Here is a 16429-nt window from a genome sequence, read left to right as displayed (position 1 = left end):
GGTGATCAAGCGCATGGCCTACGGCTACCGGGACAGCAGCTTCTTCTTCATGAAAATCAAAGCCGCTTTCCCCGGTAATCCGTGAAGAACCTTTTTTTACCGCTTCGAGGAATCGCGCATGTTCAAGGTCAACGAGTATTTCGACGGCACCGTCAAATCCATCGCCTTCTCCATGGCCGAAGGTCCGGCCACCATCGGTGTCATGGCTCCGGGCGAGTACGAGTTCGGCACCAGCCAGCTGGAAGTGATGCACGTGGTCGCCGGTGCGCTCACCGTCAAGCTGCCGGGTAGCGACAACTGGCAGACCTTCGAGTCCGGTAGCGATTTCACCGTCCCGGCCAACAGCAAATTCCAACTGAAGGTCGCCGTGGACACCGCCTACCTCTGCGAATACCGCTGATCGCCGGCTCCTTGAAAACCGGCCACCAGGCCGGTTTTTTATTCCCCTCGAAAAGGCCTCCGATGCCACACTCGTCTCTATCCGTGACACTCGCCCCGATCGCTCTGCTGCTGGTCGCCATGTCCTCGCTGCAGGGCGGCGCCTCCTTGGCCAAGAGCCTGTTTCCGGCAATCGGCCCGGAAGGCACCACGGCACTGCGCCTGGGTATCGCCGCCATTCTGCTGAGCCTGTTCATGCGCCCATGGCGCGCCCGACTGAGCCTGGCCTCCTGCCGCTCGCTGCTCGGCTACGGCCTGTCGCTGGGTAGCATGAACCTGCTGTTCTACCTCTCGCTGAAAAGCGTGCCGCTGGGAATCGCCGTGGCACTGGAGTTCACCGGACCGCTCGCACTGGCCCTGCTCTCGTCGCGGCGGCTGCTGGACTTCGTTTGGATCGCGCTGGCGATGTTCGGCATCTGGCTGCTATTGCCGAGTGAGCGCTCCAACACGCATCTCGATCCCGTCGGCATGGCCTTTGCGCTCGGCGCAGGTCTGTGCTGGGCACTGTACATCGTGTTCGGCAAGCAGGCGGGCGCCGAGCATGGCCGGCATACCGTCGCCCTGGGCACGCTGGTCGCCGCCCTGCTGGTGTTTCCGGTCGGGCTGCTCCAGGTCGGTAGCGGGCTCTTCACACTGGAACTACTACCGATCGCCGCCGCCGTCGCAGTGCTGTCATCGGCGCTGCCCTATAGCCTGGAAATGATTGCCCTCACCCGCCTCCCGGCCCGTACTTTTAGTGTTCTGATGAGCATGGAGCCGGCCGTCGCCGCACTCTCCGGCCTGTTGTTCCTGCAGGAGCGATTAAGCCTGAATCAATGGCTGGCCATCGGCGCCATCATTCTCGCATCAGCCGGCGCGGCAGCGACCATCCGCCCGAGGGGAACGGCGTCGCATTGATCAAGGACTATTTTCCTGCGGTCCCACCACAGCCTGAACGGCAGGAAACCGGTAATGCCCGATGATCCTGAAACGGAACAGGATGTCTTCTTCGCGGGTGCCACGCCCGATGTTGTGCAGCACCAGCGGCTCGCCGCCGACCGAGCGGCGATCGGAAAGGATGCCGATATGGGTGAGGCCGTTGCCCAGGTCCCAGGCGACGATATCCCCGGCCAGGTAGTCGGTGGGGCGCTCGCCAACAGGCAACGCCATGCCCTGACGGGCAAACCAGGTCATCAGATTGGGGACGCGGCGGTGGTCGATGTTGCGGTCGGGACGGCTCATACCCCAATTCTGCGGATAGGCCCGGAAGTCCTGGCGCATGTCCTCATGCACCGCTTTCTGAAGGTCCAGCCCCTGCGCCCGCAGTGCGCGGATCACCACATCGGTACAGACCCCGGTCGCCAGCGGAACGTCGCCGCCCGGATAGGCCAGTTGGCGGTACGCCGGATCGTAGCCCAGGGTGACACCCACCTGATTGCGGGCAGAAGCGACCAATTGTTCCGGCTGGATCGCCACAGCCGGCCCGGACAGGCCCGCGAGCAGGCAGAAGAGAACGAACAGTCCGCGCATTGAAGGCTCCTTGCGTGCGCTTGATTCGGTAAAGCGTCACCCACCCACCGGGTACAGCAGCTCTTCCTTGTATCCGGCCCAGACCCGCACGACATCCGGGAAGGAGTCATCCAGCACGGGATCGCCGGAGTCCACCAGCAGCGACCGCCCTTCCAGCGTCTGCAATTTACGTTTGGTAGCGACCACACGCAATCGGTCCAGCCCAATGGCACGCAGCACCCGCGGGCTGATCTGCTGGTTGCCGCGCCCGATGATGTGTCCTTGCCCACCGATAGCCGTTACCAGGAGGAAGGCCGGATGGCCGTCGACCAGCTCGAACAGCGCCTGCTCACCGAGATCACGACCGATGACCCGGCCGCTCTCGATCACGTCGACGCCCAGAAGCGTTGTCTCCAACCCCAGGTTGCGGGCCAGGCCATGAAGCGTCGAACCGGGACCGAAGACGTAGCGCACGTCTGGCTCCCAACTATCCTCCAGCCAGGCGGCAAGATCGCTGAGCACCAATTCCTCGGACTCCATGCCAGCCTGTTTGACATGCTGCATGAAGCCGCCTTCTTCCGGCACGCACAGTTCGCCGTACCAGCGAGCCGCGACACGGCCGTCACGCAGCGCCGCTTCGTCGATATCGCGCACTTCGCCACTGGCCAGCCGCACCAAGCCGCCCTCGACCAGGCGCCGTGCCAATTCGCCGGCCGCGCGCGGGCTGATGGCATAAACCCCCGAGTGAATCTTCACACCCGCAGGAATACCCAGCACCGGCTGCCCTTCGCGAATCACGGAGCAGATGTCCCGGGCCGTACCGTCGCCCCCGGCGAACAGGATCAGCGCAACGCCAGCCGCCTGTAGCGCCGCCACAGCCTCCCGCGTATCGGAGGCACTGGTCGGCCCGTCGCCAAGATGCCCGAGCACCCGGTGAGCGAATCCCATTTCCGCCAGCAGGTCGCCCCCCATCGGACCGGGAAAAGTGAGGAACTCGATCCGTTGTGCCACTGGTCGCAGGCACTCCAGGGCAATCCGCGTGCGCGCTGCGGCACGTGGCTCCGCCCCCCGCGCCAGAGCCTCGGCGGCCACGCCGTCGCTACCCTTAAGCCCTACGGCCCCACCCAACCCGGCCAACGGGTTGATGATCAGGCCGATATGAAACGCTGCCATGCACTCTCCTTCACTGAACTCTGCCGCCGCTGCCGGGTCCACCCTTGAGGACCGAGCAGAACCAGCGACCGGTAGTCGCATGTTTTCTCGGTCCTTTGCTTTTAGTGGCGTTTACCCTGCGCCTGACTGTCACTGCGCGTTCATCTGACGGCCCTAGACTGCGCGCAAACCCTGATGAGGAGACAGGCCATGAGCTTGCAAACCACTGCTACATCACCTGATCGCCGTGTCATCCCGATGAAACAAGAGCAACCCGTAGGGGGTGCCATCATCGATGCCCAGGGCCGGGAAATTCCAATTACCGAAACCATGATTCAGCAAGCCTGCCGTGAGCTGCACAAGGCTTGGGTGGCTGCCGTCCCCAAACAGGCCTGAGAAACTGTCTGCGATCGGCTGCACGAGATCGTAGACAACTCCGAGGTCCACTCCCTGCCTCTCACGTCCCCGAGAGGCCTGTCTGGCCCGGGCGCAATACCCGGGCCTTTCTTGCCTCCCCCGATCAGACCAGCGTGGCGCCCAGCGCCCGCACCAAGCGAACCAGTTCCGGCACTTCTCCGCTCAGGCTGACACGCAGCCCATCGATCTCACGGCGCACCGGGTAGCGCTTGCGCAACCCATCGAACGCCAGACGGCGAGCTTGGGCGTCGCCGAACAGACTGCGGCGGAAGTCGGCATCGTCGCGACGCGGATCGTAGACCGCCCGGCACAGCGCGGCCAACACCCATGCCGGATCGGCCGAGGCGTCCAGATGCATCTCGCCGAGCCAGGGGGCAGGCAGCAGTTCATCCAGTTCGATCTCCGCCGGAATCCCCTGATGGGCGCAGTACGATTGATAGATCTGCGCCGTTCCGCGTAACTTGCCATCTAGGCTATAGCCGGCGATATGCGGTGTGGCGATATGGCACAACTCGGCCAACTCGGGGTCCGCCAACGGCTCGCCCTCCCAGACATCCAGCACCGCCTCCACATCGTTGCGCCGGTCGAGCAAGTCGCGCAGGGCAGCATTGTCCACCACGGCGCCGCGACTGGCATTGATCAGCCAGGCACCGGGACGAAGCAGGTCGAGAGCGTAGGCATCGAGCAGATGCCGCGTGGCGTAGGGGCCTTCGCGGGTCAGCGGCGTATGCAGGCTGATGGTGTCGCATTCGCGCAGGATCGTCTCCAGGTCGACATAATCGCCGCCCTCCCGCTCCTGGCGGGGCGGATCGCAGACCAGCACACACCAGCCGAGGCCGCGCAATACGTCAAGCAGCCGACCGCCGACCTGGCCGGCACCGACGATGCCATAGCAACGCTGCGCCAGATCAACGCCATACAGGTCCGCCAGACTCAACAGGCTGCCGAGCACATAGTCCACCACACCACGGGCATTGCAGCCGGGTGCGCTGGCCCAGGCGATACCGGCCTCGCCCAAGTAATCCAGGTCCAGATGGTCGGTACCGATGGTGCAGGTGCCGACGAAACGCACCCGGCTTCCCTCCAGCAGCTCGCGATTCACCTCGGTGACCGAACGGACCAGCAGCACTTCGCTGTCGCCCAGGCTGGCGCGGTCGATGGCGCGTCCGGGCATGCGGCGGATTTCGCCGAAACCTCCGAAGAAGGCGTCGACCAGGGGGATGTTTTCGTCGGCGAGAATTCGCATGGCAGGCTCCCAATTCGAGGCGCCCATTGTAGGGCAACTCATCCCGGCTCAGGACGGGCTGGCGAAAATAAGCCAGGGAAACGCGGCGGCCTCTCCGACGCACCGCACGTCGCTCGCAAATGCACCTTTCCTGACCGAAACGTCAAGGCTAGACTAGCCGGCTTCCCGCGACCCGGATGTCCGTCACCATGCCCGCCGAAACCCGCTCGAGACGTGTGCGCCGCGAGCTTCGCGCCCTGCTCGCCCTGGCTACGCCCATCATCATCGCCCAACTGGCGCATACCGCCATGGGCTTCGTCGACACCCTGATGGCCGGGCGGGTCAGCCCGCGCGACCTGGCTGCGGTGGCGCTGGGCAATTCCATCTGGGTCCCGGTGTTCCTGCTGATGACCGGCATCCTGCTCGCCACCACGCCCAAGGTGGCGCAATGCTTCGGCGCAGGGCACGAGAAAGAGATCGGCCCGCTGGTACGCCAGGCCCTCTGGTTGGCCCTGGGCGTTGGCGGCAGCGCGGCGGTCGTGCTGTGGAACGCGGAACCGGTCCTGCATTGGATGGGCGTCGAAGCAGGCCTGATCGAGCCGGCCATGGGCTACCTGCGTGCGGTGGCCTGCGGCTTCCCCGCCGTGGCGCTCTACCACGTGCTGCGCTGTTTCAGCGACGGTCTCGGCCATACCCGGCCGAGCATGGTCCTGGGCATCTGCGGCCTGCTGCTGAACATTCCGGCCAACTACGTGTTCATCTACGGCAAGCTGGGTCTGCCGGCCATGGGTGGGGTCGGCTGCGGCTGGGCCACCGCGCTGGTGATGTACGCCATGCTCAGCGGCATGCTCTGGTGGGTGAACTGGGCGCCGTACTACAAACCGAGCCGGCTGTTCGGCCACTTCGAAACCCCGCAATGGCCGGTGATCCGCCGCCTGCTCTCGGTGGGCGTGCCCATCGGCGTGGCGGTGTTCGCCGAGTCGAGCATCTTCGCCGTGATCGCCTTGCTCATCGGCGGCCTGGGCGCCACCGTGGTGGCGGGCCACCAGATTGCCCTGAACTTCTCCTCGCTGGTGTTCATGATCCCCTATTCCCTGGGCATGGCCGTGACGGTACGCGTCGGCCAGGCACTGGGGCGCGGAGAACCGCGGGAAGCCCGCTTCGCCGCCGGCGTCGGCATGGCGTCGGCGCTGGCCTACGCTTGCTGCTCGGCCAGCGCGATGATGCTGCTGCGCGGCGACATCGCTCGTATCTACACGCCGGATGGTGCCGTGATCGCCGTGGCCAGCGGGCTGATCATCTATGCCGCGCTGTTCCAGTTCTCCGATGCCGTGCAGGTCACCGCCGCTGGCGCGCTGCGCGGTTACCAGGACACCCGGGCGACCATGCTGTTCACCCTGTTCGCCTACTGGGGCATCGGCTTGCCGGTGGGCTACGGCCTCGGCTTGACCGACTGGTTCGGCGAGCCCAGCGGTCCGCGCGGATTGTGGCAAGGACTGGTGGTCGGCCTGACCTGCGCCGCGCTGCTGCTAGGTATCCGCCTCACGCGCAGCGCTCGTCGACGGATCAGGGCACAGGCTCCGCGCTGAACCGCATTGGCCACGCCGGCAGCCGCACTCTAAGCTGTGCGCCATGCGCGTCCTGTTGCCGATCCTGCTCCCCCTGCTTCTCATCGCCTGCACGCCGGCCGACGATGGCCTGGCCTTGCAGGCCGACTACCTCGAACGCCTCGCCAATGCCACCGAAGGCACGGCAGCGGCACCGTTCGATCGCACCGCGCTGAGCCGCTACCGGTTGCCGCCCCGACGCGAACGCATCCGCGAAATAGCGGAATTGCGCATCGGCCTGCTCGACCTGCTGATCGATACCCATCGCTGTCCTCGACTCCAGCAGTTGATCGGCGAACGCAACAGCGCACTCGGCAAGCAACTGGTGCCGAGCCGCCGACTGGCGTATGAGGGCGATCTGTTACGCGCACTCGACGATTGCCTGCCGCATCTGAAGGATGAACGCTTCCATGCCACCCTGGCTGCGCTGGCCACGGAGAAACGCAGCCAATTGCCGGATGTGTTCTGGAACGCTCTGAATGCCAGTGCCGAATTCGAACGCTACCTGCGCTTCGCCGAACAGCCCTTGCCGGTTTCCATCCGGGAAGACAGTGCGGCCCTGGAAGCCTTGGAACAATTGGCCGCGCTTGGCTCACACCTGCCACAGCACCTGCCGCCGCCTGCAGCACGACTCGACCCGCTGTTCCAGGCCCTGCAGGCCAGTCCGCAAGGCGGCCAATTGATCGCCAGCCTGGCCAGCCTGACGCATACGCTGCACGCCGGCAGCACCTTGCTGGAGGAACGCCTCAGCCGCCGCCCGCCCTGCCCACTGGGCAAGGCAACCGAACGGGGACGCATCCTGCAGAACATCTTCGTCAAGTTCTACGCCGGATCGCTGCAACCCTACCTGGCACAGGTACACCAACGGGGCGAGCGCTGGAGCGCCGCGCTGCGGCAACTGAGCACTGCTCCCGGCATACCGGATGCCACTCGGCGCTATCTCATGCAACTGGCCGGTCCGGAGGACTCTCTGTGGAGCGAGTTCGAACGGGCCATCGCACGCCATGTCGAGGCCTGGCAGAACACCCTGCGGAGCTGCGGGCTCGCACCGGGCCAGTCAGGATGGCCGGCACCGCAACGGGGATGAGGCGAAATTCGATGGCGCCGCTGGGGCGAATGAGTTCACACCTACGGATGGAGTGGCCCCAACCTCGCCTTCATTCCGTCTTCTTGCGAATCCAGTAGAGATAGGTCCCCTCCTCTTCCTGCTGATCAAGCAGTTCATGGCCGAGGAACAGGCAGAACTTCGGGATGTCGCGGCGGGTGGACGGATCGGTGGCGATCACCTTCAACAGGCCGCCGGCCGGCAGGTCGCGCACCTTGTTGTGCAGCATCATCACCGGTTCGGGGCAGCTCAGGCCGCTGGCATCGAGAATGGCATCGGCGGCCGGGATATCGGTCTGGGACATAGGGCACTCCGGAAACTGGCGGCTATTGTGGCGCGAAAGCGCCCCCAGGGTCACCCCCGCCGGATCAGCGCAGCGGGCCGGGGGGCGCTTCGTCCAGTTGCGCCAGCAGCAATGGACGCACCTCGCCGCAGGTCGACAGTAACGCCCATTGCTCGCGCTCGCCCTGCCGGCAATGCTCCTGCCGCACCCGGCTGCCAAGGAACAGCGGTGCCTCGAAATGCACGTCCAGGCGCACCCGCTCGGCCAGACGGCGGCCAGCAAGGCTGCGCCCCAGCGCCCACTGCCCATGGACGAACGGCCGCGGGAAACCGAATGCCCGTGCCGCCATTCGGGACAGGTGCAGCGGGTTGAAATCGCCACTGATACGAGCGAAGCGCCAGCCACCGGTCAGCGGGACGCGCCAGGAGTCCAGCGGCTCGGGTGCTGCGGACAGCGGCTGCCACTGCGCGCGCGGCGGCAGCGGATCGGGGGACTGGCCAGCGGGCAGGTAGTCGCCCCGGCAGAGATAGGTGGTGATCGCCTGCCAGAGTAGCAGGTCGTCGCGCCAGACCTCGGTACCGATATCGAACTCCAGGCCGCGCCCGGTACGCCTCTCGGTCAGAATCCGGCACGTCAGCTCGACACGCACCTGCAACGGCACGTGCTGGTAACGCTGGACATGGTTGCGCAACTGGATGAGCCCTAACGGGGCGATGGGCATGCGCGAACGGCCGATGAGACGCATGTGCAAGGGAGTGGCATGAATCTGCGGATACAGCAGCGGCACGGCTTCAGCTCCGTCCAACCGGCAGACACGGCGATAGGCGGCGACCCGGCGCGCCTCGAAGTGAACGGCAGGGCAGCTCAGGACGAGCCGGGGCAGACGCCCATCCGCCGGCAGGCCACGGCGCGGCAGGAACAGGATGCGGCTGTAACTGCCCCACAGCGAGGGCATCTTGCGGATCACGGACAAACCTCCCGATTCGACGCGCCGCACAGGATGCGCCAGCCTACCGGCAGAGACAAGGCGCCGCGCTCATTTCAGGCGGCGCAGGTGGCAGGTCACCTCTTCGCGGTCGTGGTAGAGCTGTTTGCAGGCGATGGCCACCCGCACGCCACGCGCCTGGAAGCCGTCTTCGATGCGTTCCAGCAGGCGGCGAACCTCGGCATAGCGCTGCTTCATCGGCAACTTCAGGTTGACCACCGCTTCGCGGCACCAGCCTTCGCCGAGCCAGGTCTCTATCAGCGCAGCAGTACGGGCCGGCTTCTCGACGATGTCGCAGACCATCCAGTCCACCGGCTTACGCGGGCGGAAGGTAAAGCCGTCGGCCCGCTGGTGATCGACCAGGCCAGAATCCATCAGGCTTTCCGCCATCGGCCCGTTGTCCACGGCGGTCACCTTCATGTGCCGGTTGACCAGTTGCCAGGTCCAGCCGCCCGGCGCGGCGCCGAGGTCCACCGATGTCATCTGCGGAGCCAGACGCTCGTCCCACTCATCGCGAGGGATGAACTGATGCCAGGCCTCCTCCAGCTTGAGGGTGGAACGACTGGGCGCCTCGCGGGGAAACTTCAGGCGCGGGATACCCATCGGCCAGAGCGCGGAATTGTCCGGCTCGGCCACGCCGAGGAACACCTCGCGGCCACTCTTGAACGTCAGTAGCAGGCGCGGTTTGCGGCCGTCTTCCACCAGCCTGCCGGCCTTGACCAGGGCCTTGCGCAACGGCGCTTCGAATTTGCGGCAAAAGGTCGATAGTTCCTTGCCTTCGTTGGTATCCAGCACCTCCAACCAGAGGCTGCCGCAGACCGGGTACGCCTGCAGGCGCTCCAGCAAGACGCTGATGCGGTCGCTTTCCGGCAGTTCGACGAACTCGCCACGGGCCCACTGGCGCGGGAAGATCAGCCGGCCGAAACGCTGTCCGCGCATGAGCCTCTCGGCACCACCGGGCTCCTGGCAGATGAATTCGGCGTGGGCGCTGTTTGGCCGGGCCTTGGCGTAGCCGGCAACGTCCAGACGCGCGGCCTGGTCGGACAATTCGGCGCAGACCTCGTTTTCGAAGCCGGGACGGCAATGCAGTAACAAAGTGTTCATCGGGTACTCCTCGAAGGCGCGCATGATAGCGGACTCGGGAACCCAGGGCCTCTCCGGCCGGTCCAGTGAATGGCGAGACCGGCCAAACAGAGCTAGTTTTCTAAACGGCAACGAGCCGGCAGCCTCCCTGGCTCAACCGGTCGAAACCATCCTGCCTGTACGCGCTCCGCCGGCCGAACCATCAGCCTGGCCCCGAGCGGGCGCACCAAGGAGATCGCAATGCCTTCCGTGGATAGCCTGAATTGTCGCCGCAGCCTCCAAGTCGGGGGCGAGACCTATCATTACTACAGCCTGCCCGAGGCGGCCGCTCGGCTCGGTGATCTTAGCCGCTTGCCCGTCTCGCTCAAGGTCCTGCTGGAAAACCTGCTGCGCTGGGAAGACGGCGCCACCGTGCACCCGGAGGATTTCCAGGCCGTCGCCGACTGGCCCAAGACGCGCCGCTCCGAGCGCGAAATCCAGTACCGCCCGGCGCGGGTTTTGATGCAGGACTTCACCGGCGTGCCGGCGGTGGTCGACCTGGCCGCGATGCGCGACGCAGTGGCCAAGGCCGGAGCCGATCCGCAGAGAATCAATCCGCTCTCGCCAGTGGATCTGGTGATCGACCACTCGGTGATGGTGGACCGCTTCGCCGATCCCAGCGCCTTCGCCGACAACGTCGCCCTGGAGATGCAGCGCAACGGCGAGCGCTACGCCTTCCTGCGCTGGGGCCAGCAGGCCTTCGACAATTTCCGCGTGGTGCCGCCGGGCACCGGCATCTGCCACCAGGTCAACCTGGAATATCTGGCCCAGGTGGTCTGGACCCGTGACGAAGACGGCGTGACCTACGCCTACCCGGATACCCTGGTCGGCACCGACTCCCACACCACCATGATCAACGGCCTCGGCGTGCTCGGCTGGGGCGTCGGCGGCATCGAAGCGGAAGCGGCGATGCTCGGCCAGCCGGTGTCCATGCTGATCCCGGAAGTGGTCGGCTTCCGCCTCACCGGCAAGCTGCGCGAAGGCATCACCGCCACCGACCTGGTACTGACCGTCACCCAGATGCTGCGCAAGCAGGGCGTGGTGGGCAAATTCGTCGAGTTCTACGGCCCCGGCCTGGACCACCTGCCGCTGGCCGATCGCGCCACCATCGCCAACATGGCTCCGGAATATGGCGCCACCTGCGGCTTCTTCCCGGTGGACAGCGTGACCATCGACTATCTGCGTCTATCCGGCCGCGACGAACAGCGCATCGCCCTGGTCGAGGCCTACAGCAAGGCCCAGGGCATGTGGCGCGACAGCACCTCGGTAGACCCTGTGTTCACCGACAGCCTGGAACTGGATCTCGGCAGCGTCGAACCCTCGTTGGCCGGTCCGAAGCGCCCGCAGGACCGTGTCGCCCTCTCCGATATCGGTGCGGCCTTCGACCTGCTGCTGGAAACCAGCGGCAAGAAGGCCCAGGCCAACACCCCCGTACCGGTGCCCGGCGAAGACTTCGTGCTGAAACACGGTGCCGTGGTGATCGCCGCCATCACCTCCTGCACCAACACCTCCAACCCCAGTGTGCTGATGGCGGCCGGCCTGGTGGCGAAGAAAGCCGTGGAGCGCGGCCTGAAGCGCCAACCCTGGGTGAAGTCCTCCCTGGCTCCCGGCTCCAAGGTGGTCACCGACTACCTCGCCAAGGCCGGGCTGACGCCCTACCTCGATGCCCTCGGCTTCAACCTGGTGGGCTACGGCTGCACCACCTGCATCGGGAACTCCGGGCCGCTGCCGGACCCGATCGGCCAGGCGATCACCGACAACGACCTTATCGTCTCCTCGGTGCTCTCCGGCAACCGCAACTTCGAAGGTCGGGTGCATCCGCTGGTGAAAGCCAACTGGCTGGCATCGCCGCCGCTGGTGGTGGTGTTCGCCCTGGCCGGCACCACCCGCATCGACCTGACCCGCGAACCGGTGGGCTACGACGACAATGACCAGCCGGTGTACCTGAAGGACATATGGCCGACCAACCAGGAAGTCGCCGCGGCTGTCAGCGCCGTGGACGGCGCCATGTTCCGCAAGCAATACGCGGATGTCTTCAGCGGCGATGCCAACTGGCAATCCATCGCCCTGACGCCGGGCAACACCTACCGCTGGGACGCCAGCTCTACCTACGTGCAGAACCCACCGTTCTTCACCGCCATCGGCGAGCCGCCCCAACCCCCGGCAGACATCAAGGACGCCCGCATCCTGGCATTGTTCGGCGACTCCATCACCACCGACCACATCTCTCCGGCCGGTAACATCAAGGCCACCTCGCCGGCTGGCCTCTACCTGCAAAGCCTTGGCGTCAAGCCGGAGGACTTCAACTCCTACGGCGCCCGGCGCGGCAACCATGAGGTGATGATGCGCGGCACCTTCGCCAACATCCGCATCAAGAACGAGATGCTCGGTGGCGAGGAAGGCGGCAACACCCTCTACCAGCCCGGCAGCACCAAGCTCACCATCTATGACGCCGCCATGCGCTACCAGGCGGAAGGCGTGCCGCTGGTGGTGATCGCCGGCAAGGAGTACGGCACCGGCTCCTCCCGCGACTGGGCAGCGAAAGGGACCAACCTGCTCGGGGTGAAAGCGGTGATCGCCGAAAGTTTCGAGCGCATCCACCGTTCCAACCTGATCGGCATGGGCGTGCTGGCCTTGCAGTTCGTCGATGGGCAGACGCGCCACAGCCTGGGGCTGAGCGGTACCGAGAAGCTGTCGATCCGCGGCCTCTCGGAAGACATCAAGCCCCGCCAGTTGCTCATGGTCGAGGTGGAACGTGCCGACGGTAGCGCGTTCAGCTTCCCGGTGCTCTGCCGCATCGACACCCTCAACGAAGTCGAGTACTTCAAGGCCGGCGGCATCCTGCACTACGTCCTGCGCCAACTGATCGCCGCCTGAGCGCCCCGCCCGCCCCACCGCCGCCATGGCGGTGGGGGCTGGCATGCCAAGCACCTATAATCCTTGTCCAGTCGCTTAACTTTGGCCGAGCGCGGCCGAAGACCTTGGCATAGCCAGAACGGATACCCCCATGCGCAACAACCAGCCAATCACTCAGAGAGAACGCACCTTCCCCGCCCAGCAGCGGCTGATCTCCACGACCGACCTCAAGGGCCAGATCACCTACTGCAACGAAGCCTTCATCGAAATCAGCGGCTTTTCCCGCGAAGAGCTGATGCGTGCCCCGCATAATCTGGTGCGCCACCCGGACGTACCACCGGCCGTCTTCGCCCATCTCTGGGAAACCCTCAAGGAAGGCAAGCCCTGGATGGGCGTGGTCAAGAACCGCTGCAAGAACGGCGATCACTACTGGGTCAATGCCTATGTCACGCCGATGCTGGAAAAGGGCCAGGTGGTCGGCTACGAGTCGGTCCGGGTCAAGCCCACTGCCGAACAGGTGCGCCGCGCCGAAGCACTGTACCAGCGGATCAATCAGGGCAAGCCGGCAGTGCCGAGGCGCGACCGCTGGCTCCCGGTGCTGCAGGACTGGCTGCCGTTCATCCTGATCAGCCAGATCGGCTTCCTCATCGGCGCCTGGCTCGACAGCCACTGGGGCTTTCTGCTCGCCGCCCTGCTCTCGGTCCCGCTCGGCCTCACCGGCCTGGCCTGGCAAAACCGCGGCATCAAGCGTCTGCTGCGCCTGGCCGAACAGGCCACCTCCGACCCGCTGATCGCCCAGATGTACACCGATAGCCGTGGCGTGCAGGCGCGCCTGGAAATGGCCATGCTTAGCCAGGATGCACGCCTGAAGACCTGCCTGACCCGCCTGCAGGACACCGCCGAGCAGCTCGCCCAGCAGGCGCGCCAGGCCGACACCCTGGCCCACAACAGCTCCGCCGGCCTGGAGCGGCAGCGCCTGGAGACCGAGCAGGTAGCCACCGCGGTCAACGAAATGGCCGCAACTACCCAGGAAGTCGCGGGCAACGTGGCACGCACCGCCGACGCCACCCGTGAGGCCAATCGCCTGACCAGCCGGGGCCGTACCATCGCCGCGGAAACTCGCGAGGCGATCCAGCAACTGTCGGTTGCCGTCGGCGAGACCGGGGAAACCGTGACCCGCCTCGCCCACGACAGCAACCAGATCGGCGGCGTGGTGGACGTGATCAAGGGCATCGCCGACCAGACCAACCTGCTCGCCCTCAACGCCGCCATCGAGGCTGCTCGTGCCGGCGAGATGGGGCGCGGCTTCGCCGTGGTCGCCGACGAAGTGCGTCAGTTGGCCCAGCGCACCGCCGAATCCACCGGGCAAATTCACCAGTTGATCGCGCAGTTGCAGAAGACCGCCGAGGAAGCCGTACACACCATGGAAAGCGGCCGTCGGCAAGCCGACGAAGGGGTCGAGCGGGTCCAGCAGGCCGACCAGGCGCTGGCCGGTATCAGCGACGCCGTGGCCAACATCGCCGACATGGCCAATCAGATCGCCGCCGCGGCCGAGGAACAGAGCGCCGTCGCCGAAGAGATCAACCGGAACATCAACACCATCGCCCAACTCGCCGACCAGACCGCTGGCGAAGCGCAGAGCACGGCCCTGCTCAGCGAAGCCCTGACCAACACAGCCCAGGGACAATACGCGCTGGTGGAGCGCTTCAACCGCTGATCCCCAGGCGGCCCGTCATCGACGGGCCGCCCTTTCCTGCAACAACTGCCAGCAACCACATATTTTTCACCATCGCGCCCTCACTGCTCCGTCTGCTCGGCAGAAAGTCCCGATAGGAATGACGCCACCGCATCCGCCGCATTATCGAGGTGCTGTGGGTGCGTGATGCCGGAAACCTTCAACGGCTTGAGGTCGTGGTCGGCTGCGACCAACCAGTGCAGCGCGATAGCCTTCGACAAGGCGTAGCCTTCCACCGTGATGCGGTCGCCCATGGCGTCGCGCTCGCCCTGGACGATCAGGGCCGGGGTTTTCAGATCGGCCAGGTGAGCTACGCGGGGCTTATCCGCCTTACCCACGGCATGGAAGGGATAACCCAGGCAAACCAACGCATCGACACCCAATTCGTCGGCCACCAGGCTGGCCATCCGTCCCCCCATGGACTTGCCGCCGATGGCCAGACGCCCTGTGACTTGCTGTCGCACAACCGCATACACCTGGCGCCAGGTTTCCAGTAGCAGGGCCTGCTGATTCGGTGGCCGACGCCGCCCGTCCAGGCGCCGCTGAGCCATGTAGGGAAACTCGAAGCGAACCACCGTCAGCCCGCGTGCGGCAAGGCGTTCAGCCATTTCCTGCATGAACGGGCTGTCCATCGGCGCACCGGCGCCGTGGGCCAGGATCAGGCAGGTATCGGAAGGCCCCGCCGGGCGGTTCCACAGCCACTGGCCATATCCACTCTCCCCGTGTGGGCATTGATCCCTGTCAATACTCCCGCGTTGTGCTTTGCCCATGCTTGCCTCGCTCCATAAACCTGTCGGGCTCGATGCCGGCCGTGCCGAAGCGCCGAGCGGATGGATTCTCCGGGTTTCCCAACGAAAGGCTCAAGCCTTCGAACGGAACCGCTGGCCATACGTTCCCGCCTCTCGCAGCCGGCCCCGCCAGGGGTGGAAGAATCTGCCCATAACCGTGCATGGAAACCCATACATGAACACAGCAACCAGTACCGCCTACAACTACAAGGTGGTCCGCCAATTCGCCATCATGACGGTGGTTTGGGGAATCGTCGGGATGGGGCTCGGCGTTTTCATCGCCGCCCAATTGGCCTGGCCGGAACTCAACCTCGATCTCCCCTGGACCAGTTTCGGCCGCCTGCGACCCCTGCACACCAACGCAGTGATCTTCGCCTTTGGCGGTTGCGCCCTGTTCGCCACCTCCTACTACGCGGTGCAACGCACCTGCCAGACCCGTCTGATCTCGGACAAGCTGGCCGCCTTCACCTTCTGGGGCTGGCAAGCGGTGATCGTGCTGGCGGCGGTCAGTCTGCCGCTGGGCCTGACCAGCTCCAAGGAATACGCCGAGCTGGAATGGCCGATCGACCTGCTGATCACCGTGGTCTGGGTGGTCTACGCCATCGTGTTCTTCGGAACGCTGATCAAGCGCAAGACCAAGCACATCTACGTGGGCAACTGGTTCTTCGGCGGGTTCATCCTCACCGTGGCGCTGCTGCACGTAGTGAACAACCTGGAGATTCCGGTCACGCTGACCAAGTCCTACTCGCTGTACTCCGGCGCCACCGACGCGATGATCCAATGGTGGTACGGCCACAACGCCGTGGGCTTCTTCCTCACCGCCGGCTTCCTCGGGATGATGTATTACTTCGTGCCGAAGCAGGCTGGCCGCCCGGTCTACTCATACCGCCTGTCCATCGTCCACTTCTGGGCGCTGATCGCCGTGTACATCTGGGCCGGTCCGCACCACCTGCACTACACCGCCCTGCCGGATTGGGCCCAGTCCCTCGGCATGATCATGTCCCTGATTCTCCTGGCTCCTAGCTGGGGGGGCATGATCAACGGCATGATGACCCTGTCCGGCGCCTGGCATAAGCTGCGCAGCGACCCGATCCTGCGCTTCCTGGTGGTCTCCCTGGCCTTCTACGGCATGTCCACCTTCGAAGGCCCGATGATGGCCATCAAGACCGTCAACGCCCTCTCCCACTACACCGACTGGACCATCGGCCACGTACACGCCGGTGCCCTC

15 protein-coding genes are annotated in these 16429 nt (G+C 65.4%); 8 read left to right on the top strand and 7 right to left on the bottom strand.

The genetic code is table 11. The features are described from left to right. Positions 1–118 precede the first annotated feature (118 nt). Positions 119–400, top strand: a complete 282-nt coding sequence (locus BZL41_RS11630; protein ID WP_084333839.1) for a pyrimidine/purine nucleoside phosphorylase — start codon at positions 119–121, stop codon at positions 398–400. Positions 401–462: 62 nt separating this feature from the next. Continuing rightward, entirely contained in the window at positions 463–1335 is an 873-nt protein-coding gene (gene rhtA / locus BZL41_RS11625; RefSeq protein ID WP_095599449.1) for a threonine/homoserine exporter RhtA, read from the top strand. Here rhtA and BZL41_RS11620 read toward each other — a convergent pair whose 3' ends face one another. Then, on the bottom strand, positions 1336–1947 hold the full coding sequence (locus BZL41_RS11620; protein WP_095599448.1) for a DUF1287 domain-containing protein: 612 nt from the start codon (positions 1945–1947) through the stop codon (positions 1336–1338). A 36-nt stretch (positions 1948–1983) separates the two neighbouring features. Beyond that, the gene (locus BZL41_RS11615; RefSeq protein WP_095599447.1) at positions 1984–3099 is read right to left on the bottom strand and encodes an ATP-NAD kinase family protein; all 1116 of its coding nucleotides are present in this window, start codon (positions 3097–3099) and stop codon (positions 1984–1986) included. A 189-nt stretch (positions 3100–3288) separates the two neighbouring features. Between BZL41_RS11615 and BZL41_RS11610 the strand changes: the two genes are divergently transcribed. Beyond that, positions 3289–3474, top strand: coding sequence for a PA1571 family protein (locus BZL41_RS11610; protein ID WP_084333846.1), 186 nt, complete (start codon positions 3289–3291; stop codon positions 3472–3474). Between the two features lie 124 nt (positions 3475–3598). Here BZL41_RS11610 and pdxB read toward each other — a convergent pair whose 3' ends face one another. Further along, positions 3599–4741: a 4-phosphoerythronate dehydrogenase PdxB gene (gene pdxB / locus BZL41_RS11605; RefSeq protein WP_095599446.1), complete on the bottom strand. Its 1143-nt coding sequence runs from the start codon at positions 4739–4741 to the stop codon at positions 3599–3601. 188 nt (positions 4742–4929) lie between these two features. Here pdxB and BZL41_RS11600 point away from each other — a divergent pair, with 188 nt between their 5' ends. Both BZL41_RS11600 and BZL41_RS11595 read left to right on the top strand, forming a co-directional pair. Beyond that, a complete protein-coding gene (locus tag BZL41_RS11600) occupies positions 4930–6309 on the top strand; it encodes an MATE family efflux transporter (protein WP_095599445.1) in 1380 nt (459 codons plus the stop codon). A gap of 43 nt (positions 6310–6352) precedes the next feature. After that, positions 6353–7414, top strand: a complete 1062-nt coding sequence (locus tag BZL41_RS11595; RefSeq protein ID WP_095599444.1) for a DUF3080 domain-containing protein — start codon at positions 6353–6355, stop codon at positions 7412–7414. Positions 7415–7484: 70 nt separating this feature from the next. Here the strand turns inward: BZL41_RS11595 and tusA are convergent, their stop codons facing one another. The 3 genes from tusA to rlmM all read right to left on the bottom strand — a co-directional run bounded on the left by tusA (position 7485) and on the right by rlmM (position 9804). Next, on the bottom strand, positions 7485–7736 hold the full coding sequence (gene tusA / locus BZL41_RS11590; RefSeq protein ID WP_095599443.1) for a sulfurtransferase TusA: 252 nt from the start codon (positions 7734–7736) through the stop codon (positions 7485–7487). A 64-nt stretch (positions 7737–7800) separates the two neighbouring features. Next, positions 7801–8682 (bottom strand): MaoC family dehydratase, encoded by an 882-nt coding sequence (locus BZL41_RS11585; RefSeq protein WP_095599442.1) that lies wholly within the window; start codon positions 8680–8682, stop codon positions 7801–7803. A gap of 69 nt (positions 8683–8751) precedes the next feature. Then, positions 8752–9804, bottom strand: coding sequence for a 23S rRNA (cytidine(2498)-2'-O)-methyltransferase RlmM (rlmM, locus tag BZL41_RS11580; protein ID WP_095599441.1), 1053 nt, complete (start codon positions 9802–9804; stop codon positions 8752–8754). 219 nt (positions 9805–10023) lie between these two features. On the opposite strand from rlmM, the gene acnA reads away from it, so the two are divergent. Then, on the top strand, positions 10024–12699 hold the full coding sequence (gene acnA / locus BZL41_RS11575) for an aconitate hydratase AcnA (protein WP_095599440.1): 2676 nt from the start codon (positions 10024–10026) through the stop codon (positions 12697–12699). 130 nt (positions 12700–12829) lie between these two features. Further along, on the top strand, positions 12830–14395 hold the full coding sequence (locus BZL41_RS11570; protein WP_095599439.1) for a PAS domain-containing methyl-accepting chemotaxis protein: 1566 nt from the start codon (positions 12830–12832) through the stop codon (positions 14393–14395). Positions 14396–14475: 80 nt separating this feature from the next. On the opposite strand, the gene BZL41_RS11565 is transcribed toward BZL41_RS11570, so the two are convergent. Then, the gene (locus BZL41_RS11565; protein WP_095599438.1) at positions 14476–15183 is read right to left on the bottom strand and encodes an alpha/beta family hydrolase; all 708 of its coding nucleotides are present in this window, start codon (positions 15181–15183) and stop codon (positions 14476–14478) included. Between the two features lie 193 nt (positions 15184–15376). On the opposite strand from BZL41_RS11565, the gene ccoN reads away from it, so the two are divergent. Further along, positions 15377–16429 (top strand): cytochrome-c oxidase, cbb3-type subunit I (gene ccoN, locus BZL41_RS11560; RefSeq protein WP_095599437.1); only part of this gene is annotated, 1053 nt, incomplete at its 3' end.

The sequence above is a fragment of the Pseudomonas sp. PIC25 genome, assembly GCF_002286785.1.
Classification (GTDB): domain Bacteria; phylum Pseudomonadota; class Gammaproteobacteria; order Pseudomonadales; family Pseudomonadaceae; genus Pseudomonas_M.
This window is presented reverse-complemented; position numbering and strand designations above follow the sequence as displayed.

What these genes read in the sequence shown, in the direction of transcription:
- BZL41_RS11630 (WP_084333839.1), top strand. Translation starts at nt 119, where the DNA reads ATGTTCAAGGTCAACGAGTATTTCGACGGCACCGTCAAATCCATCGCC.
- rhtA (WP_095599449.1), top strand. Translation starts at nt 463, where the DNA reads ATGCCACACTCGTCTCTATCCGTGACACTCGCCCCGATCGCTCTGCTG.
- BZL41_RS11620 (WP_095599448.1), bottom strand. Translation starts at nt 1,947, where the DNA reads ATGCGCGGACTGTTCGTTCTCTTCTGCCTGCTCGCGGGCCTGTCCGGG.
- BZL41_RS11615 (WP_095599447.1), bottom strand. Translation starts at nt 3,099, where the DNA reads ATGGCAGCGTTTCATATCGGCCTGATCATCAACCCGTTGGCCGGGTTG.
- BZL41_RS11610 (WP_084333846.1), top strand. Translation starts at nt 3,289, where the DNA reads ATGAGCTTGCAAACCACTGCTACATCACCTGATCGCCGTGTCATCCCG.
- pdxB (WP_095599446.1), bottom strand. Translation starts at nt 4,741, where the DNA reads ATGCGAATTCTCGCCGACGAAAACATCCCCCTGGTCGACGCCTTCTTC.
- BZL41_RS11600 (WP_095599445.1), top strand. Translation starts at nt 4,930, where the DNA reads ATGCCCGCCGAAACCCGCTCGAGACGTGTGCGCCGCGAGCTTCGCGCC.
- BZL41_RS11595 (WP_095599444.1), top strand. Translation starts at nt 6,353, where the DNA reads ATGCGCGTCCTGTTGCCGATCCTGCTCCCCCTGCTTCTCATCGCCTGC.
- tusA (WP_095599443.1), bottom strand. Translation starts at nt 7,736, where the DNA reads ATGTCCCAGACCGATATCCCGGCCGCCGATGCCATTCTCGATGCCAGC.
- rlmM (WP_095599441.1), bottom strand. Translation starts at nt 9,804, where the DNA reads ATGAACACTTTGTTACTGCATTGCCGTCCCGGCTTCGAAAACGAGGTC.
- acnA (WP_095599440.1), top strand. Translation starts at nt 10,024, where the DNA reads ATGCCTTCCGTGGATAGCCTGAATTGTCGCCGCAGCCTCCAAGTCGGG.
- BZL41_RS11570 (WP_095599439.1), top strand. Translation starts at nt 12,830, where the DNA reads ATGCGCAACAACCAGCCAATCACTCAGAGAGAACGCACCTTCCCCGCC.
- BZL41_RS11565 (WP_095599438.1), bottom strand. Translation starts at nt 15,183, where the DNA reads ATGGGCAAAGCACAACGCGGGAGTATTGACAGGGATCAATGCCCACAC.